12 protein-coding genes are annotated in these 16,058 nt (G+C 44.3%); 10 read left to right on the top strand and 2 right to left on the bottom strand.

Features of this window, described 5'->3' with window-relative positions; all coding sequences use genetic code 11:
• Positions 1-50 precede the first annotated feature (50 nt).
• Positions 51-1,352, top strand: coding sequence for an amino-acid N-acetyltransferase (gene argA / locus B3V56_RS09470; RefSeq protein ID WP_289281416.1), 1,302 nt, complete (start codon positions 51-53; stop codon positions 1,350-1,352).
• On the opposite strand, the gene B3V56_RS09475 is transcribed toward argA, so the two are convergent.
• Positions 1,349-1,858 (bottom strand): RNA pyrophosphohydrolase, encoded by a 510-nt coding sequence (locus tag B3V56_RS09475; RefSeq protein WP_289244085.1) that lies wholly within the window; start codon positions 1,856-1,858, stop codon positions 1,349-1,351. The genes argA and B3V56_RS09475 overlap by 4 nt on opposite strands.
• A gap of 148 nt (positions 1,859-2,006) precedes the next feature.
• Between B3V56_RS09475 and B3V56_RS09480 the strand changes: the two genes are divergently transcribed.
• The 3 genes from B3V56_RS09480 to B3V56_RS09490 all read left to right on the top strand — a co-directional run bounded on the left by B3V56_RS09480 (position 2,007) and on the right by B3V56_RS09490 (position 5,507).
• Positions 2,007-2,660, top strand: coding sequence for an HAD family hydrolase (locus tag B3V56_RS09480; RefSeq protein ID WP_289281417.1), 654 nt, complete (start codon positions 2,007-2,009; stop codon positions 2,658-2,660).
• Positions 2,661-2,709: 49 nt separating this feature from the next.
• Positions 2,710-4,152: an Asp-tRNA(Asn)/Glu-tRNA(Gln) amidotransferase subunit GatB gene (gene gatB, locus B3V56_RS09485; protein ID WP_289281418.1), complete on the top strand. Its 1,443-nt coding sequence runs from the start codon at positions 2,710-2,712 to the stop codon at positions 4,150-4,152.
• Positions 4,153-4,364: 212 nt separating this feature from the next.
• On the top strand, positions 4,365-5,507 hold the full coding sequence (locus B3V56_RS09490) for an FIST signal transduction protein (protein WP_286303518.1): 1,143 nt from the start codon (positions 4,365-4,367) through the stop codon (positions 5,505-5,507).
• 5 nt (positions 5,508-5,512) lie between these two features.
• Here the strand turns inward: B3V56_RS09490 and gshA are convergent, their stop codons facing one another.
• On the bottom strand, positions 5,513-6,787 hold the full coding sequence (gene gshA / locus B3V56_RS09495) for a glutamate--cysteine ligase (RefSeq protein WP_289281419.1): 1,275 nt from the start codon (positions 6,785-6,787) through the stop codon (positions 5,513-5,515).
• A gap of 262 nt (positions 6,788-7,049) precedes the next feature.
• On the opposite strand from gshA, the gene B3V56_RS09500 reads away from it, so the two are divergent.
• The 6 genes from B3V56_RS09500 to B3V56_RS09525 are packed head-to-tail and all read left to right on the top strand — an operon-like array spanning position 7,050 to position 16,035.
• The gene (locus B3V56_RS09500) at positions 7,050-7,421 is read left to right on the top strand and encodes a response regulator (RefSeq protein ID WP_414673376.1); all 372 of its coding nucleotides are present in this window, start codon (positions 7,050-7,052) and stop codon (positions 7,419-7,421) included.
• Positions 7,422-7,424: 3 nt separating this feature from the next.
• On the top strand, positions 7,425-7,790 hold the full coding sequence (gene pilH, locus B3V56_RS09505; RefSeq protein ID WP_286303515.1) for a twitching motility response regulator PilH: 366 nt from the start codon (positions 7,425-7,427) through the stop codon (positions 7,788-7,790).
• 2 nt (positions 7,791-7,792) lie between these two features.
• Positions 7,793-8,341, top strand: coding sequence for a chemotaxis protein CheW (locus tag B3V56_RS09510; protein ID WP_289281420.1), 549 nt, complete (start codon positions 7,793-7,795; stop codon positions 8,339-8,341).
• A gap of 24 nt (positions 8,342-8,365) precedes the next feature.
• Positions 8,366-9,631, top strand: a complete 1,266-nt coding sequence (locus B3V56_RS09515) for a methyl-accepting chemotaxis protein (RefSeq protein WP_289244090.1) — start codon at positions 8,366-8,368, stop codon at positions 9,629-9,631.
• A 23-nt stretch (positions 9,632-9,654) separates the two neighbouring features.
• Complete coding sequence (locus B3V56_RS09520; protein WP_289284213.1) at positions 9,655-15,546, top strand: Hpt domain-containing protein; 5,892 nt, start codon at positions 9,655-9,657, stop codon at positions 15,544-15,546.
• A complete protein-coding gene (locus B3V56_RS09525; RefSeq protein ID WP_289281423.1) occupies positions 15,547-16,035 on the top strand; it encodes a chemotaxis protein CheW in 489 nt (162 codons plus the stop codon).
• Positions 16,036-16,058 lie beyond the last annotated feature (23 nt).

Here is a 16,058-nt window from a genome sequence, read left to right on the forward strand (position 1 = left end):
TTTTACACGACACTTGGCAAGCGTGCCGAGTCTGAGATAAAAAGAAACGAATGAACGACACTGTAAAGCCAGTTACACCACAAAACTTAGCCACCACAACCAGCTGGTTTCGTACCGCTGCGCCTTATATTCATAGTCATCGTGGCGCGACTTTTGTGATTGCTTTTGATGGTGAAACCATCGATAGCCAGGAATTCGAGCCCCTGCTCCATGATATCTCTATCCTGAATAGCTTAGGCATTAAATTGGTTCTAGTATACGGTGCCAGACCTCAGATTGAAGCAAGCTGTATCGAACAAAACATACCTGTTAGATATCACAATGGTTTGAGAGTGACCGATGATATCAGCTTGGTTATTGCCAAAGCAGCCATTGGTAAACTGCGCCTTGATATCGAATCGAAACTGTCCTTTGGGTTACCACATACGCCAATGGCCGATGCACGTATTCGTTGTATCAGTGGGAACTTGGTGATTGCCAGACCTGCTGGCATCATAGATGGTGTGGATCTGGGTCATACAGGTGAAGTGCGTCGTATTGATGCTGAAGGCATCAATCAACAATTGGGATTAGGTAATATTGTTTTGCTGCCCCCTCTGGGTTACTCCCTTACGGGCGAAAGCTTCAACGTTTCAGCTGAATCTATCGCGACAGAAGTGGCCACAGCATTGCGCGCAGATAAATTGATCTTTATTGGTCACAGTAACAAAACGATGCCCCGCGAGCTGACGGTGAATGAGGCAGAAAAAGCACTCAGCTCCCACCCTTCATTACATGCTGCGGTAAAAGCATGTAAAGCAGGCGTCACCAGAGTACATATTCTGGATAGAGCCATTAACGGTGTTTTATTACAGGAATTATTCAGCCGTGATGGTGCTGGTACGCTGGTAACGTCCACCTCTTTTGAAACCACAAGACAAGCAACGATTGATGATGTCGGCGGTATCCTGGAGTTAATTCAACCGTTAGAAGAAAAAGGAGTTGTCGTAAAACGTTCAAGAGAGTTACTAGAACGAGAGATCGATCATTTCACGGTCATGGAGCGTGATGGCAGTGTTGTAGCCTGCGCGGCACTTTACCCCTATCCTGATAATGATATGGCAGAACTTGCTTGCCTGGCGGTATCGAATCAATACCAGAGTCATGGTCGCGGTCAACAATTACTCGGGGTACTGGAGCAGTCAGCAAAAGCACAAGGCATCAATAATCTGTGCGTGTTAACCACTCAAACGGCGCACTGGTTTTTAGAGCATGGGTTCAAACCAGCAGAAATAGCGGATCTCCCCGTCGCAAAACAAGCGCTATACAATTACCAGCGCAAATCACGTGTGTTCAGAAAAGAACTGGATTAACGTCTTTTTTTGTTATTTAACTGACGTCGATATTCCGGAAATAATAATGGCGCAAATTCATGGAGTGCTTTTTCATAAACACGACGTTTGAAAAACACAATTTCGTCAACAGGCGTCCAGTAATCCACCCAGCGCCAATCATCGAACTCTGGTTTTTCATGCAGATTAAGCTTGACGTCTTCTTCCTTACCGGTAAAACGCATTAAAAACCAACGCTGCTTTTGGCCAATGCAAAGCGGTTTATTTCCATATCGCAGGTAACGTTTAGGTAAGCGGTAACGCAACCACCCTCGGGTCATTGCAATTAACTCAACATGCTCTGGCAATAAACCTACCTCTTCCGTAAGCTCACGATAAGCCGCCTGCTCAGGAGTTTCATGGGACTTGATCCCCCCCTGAGGAAACTGCCACGAATCATGTTGCGCACGTTGCGCCCACAACACCTGATTCTCTTCGTTGCAGAGTATGATCCCTACGTTAGGCCTGAAGCCATCTTTATCAATCACGACTGAAGTCTCTAGCTGGCTGAGCGCAATCGCCCCCAGCGGTTTATTCTCAATTAGCGATTAGATTATTAAAAGCACTGTCAGTATGCAATGCATTTTGACATACAATAGTCGCATTTTTGATTAAAACGGAGACTTTTCCAGCATCATGGCGTTGGCAATTTTTGATTTGGATAATACTTTATTGGCCGGTGATAGCGACTATTTATGGGGTCGTTACTTGTGTGAAAATAACATTGTAGACGAGAAGGCCTATCGGGCTAGCAATGATCATTTTCTTCAGGAATACATTAACGGCTCACTCGACATCTACGCATTTTTAGAATTTGTCTTTACACCTTACGCCAACCATTCCATGTCGGAATTAGAAGCTTGGCGCGCGGCCTATCTTGAAGAAAAAATTAAACCGATCATTTTGCCAGCGGGTATCGAGCTTATCGAAATGCATCGAGCCAAAGGCGATACATTACTCATTATCACCGCCACCAATAGTTTCCTGACTCAGCCTATTGCGGAGCTCCTGGGCATTGAACATTTAATTGGCACGGATCCAGAAATGATTGATGGCGCGTTTACCGGCAAAGTCTCAGGCACGCCCTCGTTTCAGCGTGGTAAAGTCGAGCGCTTGAAAATGTGGTTAAACCATCGGGATGAAACGATGGAGAACAGTACTTTTTACAGTGATTCTCATAACGATATCCCACTATTAGAACTGGTCGACACCCCTGTCGCCGTTGATCCCGATGAGAAGCTTGAAGCCTTTGCTAAGGAAAAAGGCTGGAAAATTCTCAGTTTGCGTTAATAATTGTTACAATTCATCGTTTTTTATCATTCACAATCAGGCCGTCATTATGGAATGGGAAGTTGTTATTGGGTTAGAGATTCATACCCAACTCGCCACCAAGTCTAAGATTTTCTCTGGTGCTGCTACAGCATATGGTGCAGAGCCGAATACACAAGCATGTGCCGTTGACCTGGGTCTGCCGGGCGTATTACCGGTACTCAATGCAGAAGCTGTCAGAATGGCGATTAAGTTTGGTCTTGCCGTTGATGCTGAGATTTCTGAACGTTCAGTCTTTGCCCGCAAAAATTACTTCTATCCTGACTTACCAAAAGGCTATCAAATCAGCCAATATGAATTACCCGTTGTCGGAAAAGGCCACATCAGTATCGAACTGGAGGATGGCTCTGAAAAAGTCATCGGTATTACTCGAGCTCATCTCGAAGAAGATGCTGGCAAATCACTACATGAAGACTTTGACGGTCAAACAGGCATTGATTTAAACCGAGCAGGCACACCGTTGTTAGAAATTGTGTCTGAACCTGATATGCGCAGCGCAAAAGAAGCGGTTGCTTATATGAGGAAAATCCACTCACTGGTTCGCTATCTTGAGATTTGTGATGGCAATATGCAGGAAGGTTCATTCCGCTGCGACGCGAACGTTTCAATTCGTCCTAAAGGGCAGGAAAAGTTTGGTACCCGTGCCGAGCTGAAAAACATTAACTCTTTCCGCAACGTTGAACGCGCTATTAATTACGAAGTTGAGCGTCAAATTGATGTGTTGGAGTCAGGTGGCGAAGTCATTCAGGAAACGCGTTTGTACGATGCCGACAAAAATGAAACGCGCGCGATGCGTAGTAAAGAAGAAGCGAATGACTACCGTTACTTCCCTGATCCTGATCTGCTCCCACTGATTATTGACCAAGCCACGATCACTGATATTAAAGCGACATTGCCCGAACTACCCAACGAAAAACGTGATCGCTTTGTCAATGAGTTAGGTCTATCGCTGTATGACGCCTCGGTACTCACCAGTAGCCGTGAGCTGGCCACTTATTTTGAGTCATTACTAGCGGCCACTGGCGGCAATGACCCGAAACAATGTGCCAACTGGGTTATTGTTGAGCTGTCCGGTGCACTAAACAAAGCAAGCATGGATATTACTGAATCACCGGTGAGTGCTGAACAGCTTGCTGGTGTCTTAAACAGAATCAGTGATAACACTATTTCAGGCAAAATCGCCAAAACCGTGTTTGAAGCATTGTGGAAAGGTGAAGGTAAAGATGCCGATGCGATCATCGAAAATAAAGGTCTGAAGCAAGTCACCGATACCGGCGCTATTGAAGCTATGGTGGATGAAGTACTGGCGAATAATCCTGATCAAGTGCAGCAATACCGGGATGGCAAGGAACAATTACTTGGCTTCTTCGTTGGCCAGATAATGAAAGCGTCAAAAGGTAAAGCCAACCCAGCCCAGGTAAATGAATTACTGAAGAAAAAACTGAATGAATAATTCCTGACACATGAGTTAATCATCAAAAAAAGCCGCCATTGAGCGGCTTTTTTTATGGCCGATTTTTATGCATTCATTGTGAGGCATCTCACAAATTACAAGCGACCCGATTCCCCTTAATCGCTAAACGATGTAGTATCACCCGATGGATTTGTTACGCTTTTTTGACTACGGCGCTAAAAGCCAATGATGGAGCAAAGGTTGACCAACCAATGAAGTTTGTACAGGAGCACCTCCCCGCCAAGACGGGTTTAAATAAATTACCGTCGGCCTCTCCCCTTCCTGAAGCCAACTGGGTACTCGTTTTCGGCTCTGTCAGCCGCTTCAACGATAAAGGTTTTGCTAAAACCCTAAAAAAACGCTACCCAAACGCCGAAATCATCGGTTGCACCACATCGGGCGAGATTACAGGTGATGGTGTTTATGATGACAGCATCCACATCACAGCCATGCAGTGGGAGCGAAGCACGCTCCGCTTTATAAGCAAGCCGGTTAATAGTATGGAGCAATCCCATGCACTGGGTGCTCAAATTGCCGCTGAGTTAAAAATGGATGATCTCAAAGGCGTGTTTGTTCTCAGTGACGGTTTGAATGTTAATGGTTCTGAACTGGTAGAAGGTCTCCAGGAGATATTGCCCAATATTCCTATCACAGGTGGTCTAGCAGGCGACTCTGCTGCATTCAAGCAAACCTTACTCATCAACAATGACAAAATTCAGGATCGTACAGTGATCGCTGTTGGTATTTACGGAGAAGATGCCATCGTTACCAGTGGCGCCTTAGGCGGCTGGCAACCATACGGACCACCAAGAAAAATTACGCGTTCAAACAAAAATGTGGTGTACGAGTTAGACAATAAACCCGCTCTTCCACTTTACAAGATGTACATAGGCTATTACGCCAATGAATTACCTGCTTCTGGCTTGAATTTCCCCTTTGCCATCATGGATGAGAAGAATGTTAATGTCATCAGAACACTCCTCTCGATTAATGAACAAGATAATAGCTTGACCTTTGCAGGCAATATAAAAGAAGGGTCTACCGTTCGTTTTCTCAAGTCTGATCATGATCGTTTGGTTTTAGGTGCCAGTGAAGCAGCCAGACAAATATTACAAAAAGACGTCAACATAAACGATAAAGCCTTAGCTATTTGCGTGAGCTGTGTTGGCCGTAAATTAGTCATGGAATCTCAGGTATCAGACGAAGTGTTTGCTGTGCAAAGACTACTGGGTATGCAGACAGGCATCACCGGATTCTATTCAAATGGTGAAATCTGTTCAGGGGAAGATGATAGTCACAGTTTACTGCACAACCAAACCATGACTATCGCTTATCTGAGTGAGCACAACGCCTGATTAAATCAGGCGATTTCTCTCGCTGCTGCTAACAACGCTAATCTAGCCATGACACCGTAGGCATAAAAGCGGTTCGGTTCCGAATCAGGCAAATCTGTTTGATCTGGTGTGCTACAGGACTGAGCAAAGGCCAGTGGTTCAAAATGCATCCCCGGCGCATTTAAATTTTCATTAACGCCACGCCCAGTGTGAACACGATAGAAGCCACCTACCACATAGTGATCCATCATATAAATAACGGGTTCAGCTACCGCCTTTTCTTCCCCCAATGTCTCGAAGGTGTAAACGCCTTCCTGAACCAACACATTATCCACCACCAAACCTTCCTTAGCGGATGACATTTTATTTCGTTGTTTACGATTGAGGTTTTCGATTTCCTCGGCGCTTTTAACCGTCATAATGCCCATCCCATAGGTACCGGAATCGGCTTTCACAACAACAAACGGCTCTCTGTCGATATTATATTCAGCGTATTTGGCTCGAATAGATGTCAGCAAATTGTTCACATTTTTGGCGAGACACTCTATGCCCGACTTTTCTTTAAAATTCACTTCACCGCATTGCAATGTCAAAGGGGATACTAACCACGGATCTATATCAATCTGCTCAGCAAATTCTTTTGCGACTTGATTATATTGAGTGAAATGATCAGATTTTTTTCTGGTTGACCAGCCTGCGCGTAATGGTGGAATAACCTCTTGCTCTAGATTTTCGAGAATAGCTGGCCGTCCGGCAGATAAGTCATTATTTAACAGAACCAGACAGGGTGAAAAGTCATCCACGGCAACACGATTACCTTTTCTGACTAATGGCTCAAGCGTAATTTGCTTACCTGATGGCAGGTCAATGCTCATAGGCTCTTCAATCTCTTCTAATAAACTGCCAATGCGAGCTTCCATACCTGCTTTTTGGAAGATGTCACGTAAGGTTTCCAGGCTTTCGAGATAAAACAAGTTCCTCGTATGATTTTCAGCCACAATCAATACGCGTTTTGCTGTTGGACAGGTTCGTTCAACAGCAGCCTGAGCAGCGTGAATACACAAAGGCATAAAAGAGGCGTTAAGATTATTAAACCCAGCAGGGAATAAATTCGTATCCACAGGCGCCAACTTAAACCCCGCATTTCGGAGATCGACAGAAGCATAAAACGGCGCAGGCGTTTTTAACCACTGCTCTCTTAACCATGTTTCAACTTGTGTCTGCTTTTCTAGCAATATGGCTTCTAACTTTAGAAGAGGACCATTTAAAGCGGTGGTTAAGTGTGGGACGCCAGAAGTCATGGTTAAGCTCGCTTATGTTTTAAAGTGTAGAGTTGAGTATAAATGTCGATAAGAAGAGACATGGGACACAAATTTGATATTTCAAGTCATTCATACTTAACCGTTGTGAATTTACAGTTCGCTGAGATGATTATTCAACTCAAGTCATCACTAGCCTGTAACACAAAAATGGGTTATCTTCGTGTGCACTACAATTATAAAATAATTCAGGTATAGCATAGTCGTGAGCCAGAGTGAAAACGAATTTAACGGTCTGAAAGTGATGGTGATTGATGATAGCAACACCATTCGCCGCACAGCTGAAACACTATTAAAAAAAGCAGGGTGTGATGTGTTAACGGCTGACAATGGATTTGAAGCTCTACCCATCATTAGTGCCCATCATCCCGATATTTTATTTATCGATATTATGATGCCACGACTGGACGGCTATCAGACTTGTGCACTAGTGAAGAATAACCCTAAATTTAGGGACATACCCGTAGTAATGCTCTCCAGCAAGGATGGTTTATTTGATAGAGCAAAAGGACGCGTTGTAGGGGCCGAACAATATTTAACCAAGCCTTTTACTCGTGAAGATTTACTCGGTGCCATCCGAACACATTTGCTGGAAAAAACTCAGGACGCAAATTAATTTATGGCTCGAATTTTAATCGCTGACGACTCGCCTACCGAAGTATATGTGCTTCAAAAACTGTTAGAACGACATGGTCATCAGGTTCTGGTTGCAGAAGATGGTGAGCAAGCAGTTCGTATTACACAAGAAGAACAACCAGACTTAGTATTGATGGATGTGGTTATGCCTAACCTGAATGGCTTTCAGGCTACACGTCTTTTAAGTCGTGATGATGACACTCGTCACATTCCTATCATTATTGTTTCCTCAAAGAATCAGGAAACCGATAAGATGTGGGGACTCCGCCAGGGAGCCAAAGGTTATCTTGGCAAACCGGTCTCAGAGGATGAGATTATTGAACAGATTCAATCGTTGCTGGATAAATGACTATGATGCAACCACAAACACCCGAAGACATTATTGCCATATTGCAAGATGTCGAACGCCGTAGCAGACAAAAAGCGGCAGGGTTAACACAGCAAGAATCGCTTGGGCAAAGCTGGACAGCCATCGGATTTCGTCTTGCTGGTCAGCATTTTGTGATTCCACTAAACGATTCCAGAGAAGTCTTTCCCGTCCCCGACCACATTACCGCCGTGCCAAAAGCTAAAGCTTGGGTATATGGCATCGTTAACCTTCGTGGTGAACTATTACCCGTCTTGGATCTAAAGCATTATCTTCTTGATAAACCCAGCAGATTATCTAAACGAAGCCGCATTATTGTTATCAACGATGCAGACATCAACAGTGGTTTATTAGTAGATGAAGTCTATGGACTCAAGCATTTTCAACGTGAGCCAGACTCTCTCGACATGCAAGCACATAAAGAAATTACACCTTACTTAACAGGTAGTGTTTACCAGCAAGACATACAATGGGACGTTTTCAGTTTCTCGAAACTTATTGAAGATGAAAGGTTTATTAATGCTGCCGCATAATAATTTGATATCAGGACTAGGTATATGAACTCAACCAGCAAGCTTTTATTTTCGTCGCTGAAAAACAGTAAGAACTGGCCGGGACTGGCCGCGTTTATCATTCTGTTTATACTCACCCTGACAGGCTTAGGGCTGATTGCAACGGGTATGTACACACTCCTCTACCCCAATTTGCTCTATATCAGCATTGGTGTAGCCATACTGTTTGTTCTCTCTACACTGGCAGCTATTAATCTGTGCCTGCCTTCTATTCAGCAGTTGAAAGTGTCACTGGATAAAATGGAATTACAAAACAGACACAATCAAGATGCAATTCTTCGATTACTGGATGAAATGGGTGATCTGGCTGATGGTGATCTTACCGTCAGTGCCACAGTGACAGAGGACATCACAGGCGCTATTGCTGATTCCGTTAACTACACTATAGACGCATTGAGAAGTCTGGTTGAGCAAATTAATTCTACCACCATGCAGGTTGCTTCTGCAGCGCAAGAAACACAAGCAACTGCCTTACATCTGACCGATGCCAGTGAGCATCAAGCACAACAAATTACCGAAGTCAGTTCGTCTATCAATCAAATGGCAGGCTCTATCGAGCAAGTATCTCGTAGTGCCAGCCAATCATCTGATGTAGCACAACAATCTGTATCTCTGGCTATTCAGGGTAACAGTGCAGTGAAAAAAGCGATACACGGTATGGATACCATCCGTGAACAAATTCAAGAAACATCAAAACGTATCAAACGTTTAGGTGAAAGCTCACAACAAATCGGAGATATTGTTGAACTGATTAATGATATCGCTGAACAAACGAATATTCTGTCACTGAACGCCGCCATTCAGGCTGCGATGGCTGGTGAAGCTGGTCGCGGTTTTGCTGTGGTAGCGGATGAGGTTCAGCGCCTTGCTGAACGTTCCAGTAACGCCACACGCCAAATTGATGCCCTGGTTAAAACGATTCAAAGTGATACTAACGAGGCCATCAGTTCGATGGAACAAAGTACAACCGAAGTCGTTGCCGGAGCAAAACTATCACAGGATGCCGGCACCTCTCTCGAGCAAATTGAAAGTGTTTCTCACCAGTTGGCAGAACTTATCAACAATATCTCCGATAATGCCAAACAACAGGCAACGGCTGCGGTGACGACCTCTGAGAACATGAATGTTATTCAGGAAATCACTATGCAAACCTCTACCGGCACCAATGAGAGTGCAGCTTCGATTGGTCGACTTCTAGAGTTAACAAACGAACTGCGTAAGTCTGTATCTGGCTTTAAGTTACCTCGCTAAGCTTATTTGGAGATAGTCATCTAATGGCACAACTCATCAAAGGCAATTACGATGCATTAGTCTGGCTGCAAGATGAATTGCAGCAGTCTCTTGCTCATGCCTTAGCGGCCATGAATAATTTTCTCGATGGCCAGGCTGAAGAGAAGCTTCTTACCGATACTATCGAGTCTCTTTATCAGGTGAAAGGGACACTGGATATGATTAATATGTCCGGTGCGTCAATGCTGACTGAAGAAACACAAAAAGCCGTCAGAGCCCTTCAAAATAATCAGGTAACAGATACCTCAGCGGCTCAGGATGCCATTGTAAAATCGTTATTACTATTACCGAACTACATCAAACTGCTGAATAACGACTTTCTGGATCACCCACTGTCCCTGCTGGATATCATTAACGAGCTGAGAAAAGTCTGCAAAGCAGATACCAGAACTGAAATCGAGCTGTTTAATCCAACGCTTTCCATTGCTCTACCAGACAGCATTGCACCCAATCCAGCCCGAAAACTTCCAGCATTGAATATTGAACAACGTAAGTTGGGACATGTTTTCCAAGTCTTGCTACTGCAATGGTTACGTCAGCAAGATAATGACAGCCTAAGGCAAATGTATGCCATCGTGCATTTTCTTCGCTTATCCAGCCACCAAGAAAAAGTCTGCCTGTTCTGGTGGACAGCCGAAGCTTTCATTGAAGCTATTGAACACCAAGGACTGACGTCTGCCGGGCAAATAAAACCCCTAATGGGTAAATTGGTTCAACCAATTAAGCAACATAGCGAAGCCGGTGAAGCCGCCCTACAATTGGATTTTCCTGCAGACTTGGAAAAACAGCTGTTATTAGCCATTGCCAAAGCGACCAGCCGTGGCCCACATGTCACCTTACTAAAAGCGACGTTAAAACTGTATTTCTTTGATCAACGTTCCCGTATCTATGGAATGAGTGACAATGCGCTGGGTGATGCTCACCTTGCTTTGCTTGAGCAACTTCAGGATATAAAAGAACAGTTAAATCAACACGTTCATGATGGCGATGTTGATATTGATGTGATTGAGTCGACATCAAAACAATTACAAAGCATGTCAGACACACTGGCTTTACTTGCCGAATATGAAGCCAGCAATCTATTACATCATCAGGTAGAGCAACTCAATGCGATAAGCAGTCGCGGTGATATTCCCAGTGAAGATGACTTAACGCAACTTGCCGATAGCTTATTACAGGCAGAAGCCCTACTGGCATCTACGACACAGGCAAACGTCAGTGACCAGTTGCGCCAAACAGTCATGACCGAATGTTTGTTAGAGCTGAGTAATATCAAAGAAACTCTAACATTAATGGAGCGATCAGAACGCTATGTTGATGGCTTAGGAGAAACAGAACAACAGTTAAGTTTGATTGCAGGCAGTCTTGATATGCTGGACCAGGCTGCTGCGGCCGAGATCGTGAAAATGACATCGGAGACACTATCTGATTATCACGCAGGGGAGAAAACCTTCTCGGCGATTAAGCTGCAACGTTTGGCTGATATCATTGCTTGCTGCGAATTATACATGGAGGGCGTGCGTCATCACGGACAGGCTGATGACGATTATCTGGCAACAGCTAAAACCAAACTGCTGCAGTTCGATAATGAATATGAAACAGCGACTGATGAAGACGTCATAATTGACACAGAGACTTCCGCCGAACCTGCGCTATCCGTTGAGGATAAGCGTATTGAGCCATATGACTTTATCGATGATCCTGTTCTTTCTGGCGATGATACCGTTCATTCATCCCCAGTCGAGGTATCAACTGACCAACCCAACATTGCCGGCACAGATTCAGGCGCTGACGCAGACTGGCATTTTGCTGAGGGTATTGATGCTGAAGTAGCTGCTATCTTCATTGAAGAAGCCACAGAAGTGTTACAGGAACTAGCGCACCACATTCCTGCCTGGATTCAACAGCAGGATAAGGCAGCATTGAATGAAACAAGGCGTCACTTCCATACGCTTAAAGGTAGCGGGCGTATGGCAGAGGCTCAGGTCATTGCCGATCTTTGCTGGGCTGTTGAAGATGTGTTGAATCATGTCATTGAGGGCAGCCGTGACGATAATGATCTTGTCAAAAAATTAGTACAAGACAGTTATCAACTCTTACCAGAGCTACTGTCACGTTTCACTCAAGCAGATACCAGTTCGCCAGATAACATCGATGCGTTGTATGAACTAAAAGAAAGGTGCTTAAATCCCTTACTCAAAGAAGTAAAAGCGCAAAGACAGCAGGACCAACGCACCTCTGTTGAACGTTATATCCAAATTCGTCAAGCACGTGATGCAGCAAGGTTAGATGTCGATTTAGCAACGTATCAGGCACAGCAAGATGCGCAATATTCCCCGGACAAACCTGTTTTTGAAATAGATCCCATTCTGCCTACGGGCGTCGAACGATATATTCGTAAGAAGTGGGGGCTTGAGAAGCATCAAAGTCCACTTATGACCAGCGTTGAAAGCTACATACAGCGTTTGCATACAGAGCATGAAACAACCACTACTGAACCTCAACAAACGAGTGTCGCACGCTATATTGCCCAGCAGGATCGTTTAAAAGAAATTGAGGCATTCCGCACAAGTATTCCTGTAGAAGAAATACGGTCTCCCATAAGCTCTGTTGACCGTTACCTGATTCAACGTGCTCAAGACAACACATCTGTCGATCAATACATCAAAGCAAAAACATTATCTGAACAGGAAGCGGATGAAATTGCAGAAGAAGAGCATAATGAGTTGCTCAATATCTTTGTGGCAGAAGCACAACAACATATTTCAACACTGAAGCAAAGCCTCAACGATATCGCTTTTTCCAGACAAATCACTTCGCCAGTTTTACGCTCGGTTCACTCATTAAAAGGCTGTGCCAATATTGCCGGCATAAAAACCATGGCGATGATTGCCACAGAAATGGATCAAGCTGTTAAGCAACTCCATATGAACGATACTGTGCTTGATAATCATCAGATGACGTTGATGCATGAGGTGGTTGATGGCCTAGACAAACTGCTTGAACACGTGATGAATCAGAGCGAACAGCCTGACCTGATCACATTATCATCCTATATTTCTGAACTGACACCGTCTGGAGAAACGGCACTGGCACCAGTCATTGATCCTGAATTTCTGATGATCTTGCTGGAAGAAACGGATGAACTCCTTGAAGATTACATCAAGCAATTAAAACAGTGGCAATTGGTGCCCACGGATCAGGACAATCTGCTTGCCATTAGTTCAACCTTGCGGCAGTTAGAGCAAACGGCATCCGATGCACAACAAACCCTCATTGCAAACACGTATGCCAGCCTGAACAAGCTCATTAATCAATGCCATCCTCAAGATATTGGTTTAAATGCCTTACTGGAACAGGGGTATGAGCAGTTAAACCAGTTTATTGAAAGCTTATTACAGAATAAGCCGCTTTCCACCTCTGCCGATTTTTCTGCTCGGGTTGATAACTACCTAGCTCAAAAAACACGTCATCAGCAGGATATGGGCTTGGATGAAACAGACTACGCCATACCTGCAGATATGGATGATGACTTGCTGTCAGCCTTTGCCGCAGAAGCACAAGAGCTACTCGACTCAAGCAGTCAAATCATCAAAGCCTGGGTGAGCCATACTCATACTGAACAAGATATATTGCAGCTCCAGCGTGACTTACACACGCTAAAAGGAGGCGCAAGGCTGACGGGTATTTCACCTATGGCCGATTTGACGCATCAAATCGAAACATTAGTGTTGGCCGTCAGCGATGGCTTACAAGAAGCCGATGAGGATTTCTTTGATTTACTGCAACGCTGTCAGGATAAGCTGGCGGAAATGCAGGAACAATTAGCCAATCACCAGCCGGTGAAAACGGCATTATCTTTGATTGCCGAGATATCCACACGCACGGAAGGCCAGGATTTACATATTGAAGACAGACCGCTACCTGCACCAGAAAAAGTTAGACAAGCAGAAAGAGATATAGATACCGCGTCCGATATATTACCAGTCAGCCCGATTCAAACTGATACCCCACCAGCGCCTCAACATGTCGAGCAAGTCAGAGTTCGTGCTGATCTTCTGGATTATCTAACAAACTTTGCCGGCGAAGTCAGTATTTCGCGTGATCGGGTGACGCAACAACATATAGCACTGCGTCAGCAACTACACGAAATGGAAGAGACGGTTGCTCGTTTACATGATCAGCTGCGTAATTTGGAAATTGAAACGGAAACTCAGATTTTGTTCCGTTATGAAGATGAACGACTCAAGAATGAATCGGATTTTGACCCATTGGAGTTGGATCGTTTTTCCCTGATTCAACAGTTATCTCGGGGGCTAACTGAAAGCGTCATTGATTTACATGACATCAGTCACTCGATGGATACCTTGGTCAGGGAAACTGATGCAATTCTGTTGCAGCAGTCACGGCTTAATACCGACTTACAGCAAGGTCTGATGACCACCCGTTTGCTACCTTTCAGTGGCATTGTTGGTCGGCTTGAACGCATCGTCAGACAAACAGCATCTGAGTTAGGTAAAAAAGTCGAGTTAAAAATTCGAGGCTCTGAACTCGATATCGATAGAACGATTCTTGACCGCCTTGTCGCCCCATTGGAGCATATTCTTCGTAATGCGATTGCGCATGGAATTGAAGATAGCGAAGATCGGCTCAACCACGGTAAAGCAGCTAACGGTTTGCTGTCATTAGTTATCACACGTGAAGGTTCAGAAATTGTCATCAATATCAGTGATGATGGACAAGGAATCAATATCGATAAGGTGCGAGAAAAAGCCTTATCCATGAATCTTATCAACCATCATGATATGCCATCAGAAGATGAGCTGATTCAGCTGATTTTGAGCTCAGGCTTTAGTACCGCAAACAATGTCTCTCAGCTTGCTGGCCGAGGTGTTGGCATGGATGTTGTCAGCAATGAAATCCGCGGTATGAAAGGCCATCTTAGTATCAAATCTGAACGAGGCAAAGGTAGTACATTTACAATTCGTCTGCCATTAACCTTGTCTGTCATCCAGGCCTTATTAATTCGGATTCAGGATGAACAGTACGCCCTGCCTTTAAATACCATCACGGCAGGTGAACGTATCAGCGTTCGTGACATCAAATTAATGTTGGGCACACATAAACCACATTATGATTTTCAGGGCGAAAAATACCGGTTTATGCCGCTGAGTTCATTGCTCGATAAGCCACTATCATTATCTGATAATCTGAAACATCAAATGCCGCTGCTACTGTTTCGCTCTGGTGACTTACGCATTGCCTTGTTAGTGGATGATATTGTCAGCAACCGCGAAATTGTTATTAAATCTGTCGGTACACAACTTGGTCATATTACGGCCATCAACGGCGCCACCATTCTTGGGGATGGTCGGGTGGTCTTTATATTGGATATACCCACACTGATGGATAGTAGCCAGAATATTTCTCTGGATACTGACGATGCGATTAACCTTGAACGTGAACTCGAACAGTTACAAGACAGACTGCCAACCGCGATGGTCGTCGATGACTCTATTACCATGCGCAAAGCGACAGGCAATCTTTTACGTCGTATCGGCTTCGAAGTCATGACAGCTCGTGATGGCGTTGATGCACTATCGCAATTACATGAGCAGAAGCCCGACATTATTCTGTTAGACGTTGAAATGCCTCGCATGGATGGCTTTGAGTTCGCCTCAATTGTACGTAATGACCAAGAATTCAGGCATCTTCCAATTATCATGATCACCTCAAGAACAGGGAATAAACATCGTGAAAGAGCCCTGGAAATCGGTGTGAATGCCTATTTAGGCAAACCTTACCAAGAAGAAGAACTCATCTGGCAGATGCAGAAATTGCTGGGTAAAGTCAGTTTTCAGGAAACCACACAGTAGATGTCAGATATGGAAAAACCTGCCCAAGCTCAATTCGTGCACTGCATGCTGATTCCACTGCAGAAACATTACCTACTGCTGCCAAACAGCACGATAACGGAAGTGCTTCCAAAAGCAACGATTAAACAAGCGGCCACGAAGATGACGCCTTGGTTAGAGTGGGTCGAATGGCAACAAAAAAAATTAGCTGTTGTCGATCTTGAGACTTTACTCAAGCAAAATATAGAAACACTTTATCCTGCTAACAAACTGTGCATTATCGAAGGCATTAATGCTGATGCCGATATTGGGTATTATGCGATTCCTTGCACAGGTTCACCACAACTCATTACGCTAAACGCTTCGGCGCTTAAAATGACACACGACCAGAACAACTCTGATTATCTGTATTGCCAAATAAAAGTGGGTAATAAAGTGGCCTTTATTCCTAATCTTGATAAGCTGGAAATCGCCATAAAGAACGCAAATTTATCAGCTAAAAACGATTGAAAATTTATCATCTATTTACGTCA

The organism is Methylophaga sp. UBA2513, assembly GCF_002341285.1.
In the GTDB taxonomy this organism is placed as follows: Bacteria; Pseudomonadota; Gammaproteobacteria; order Nitrosococcales; family Methylophagaceae; genus Methylophaga; species Methylophaga marina.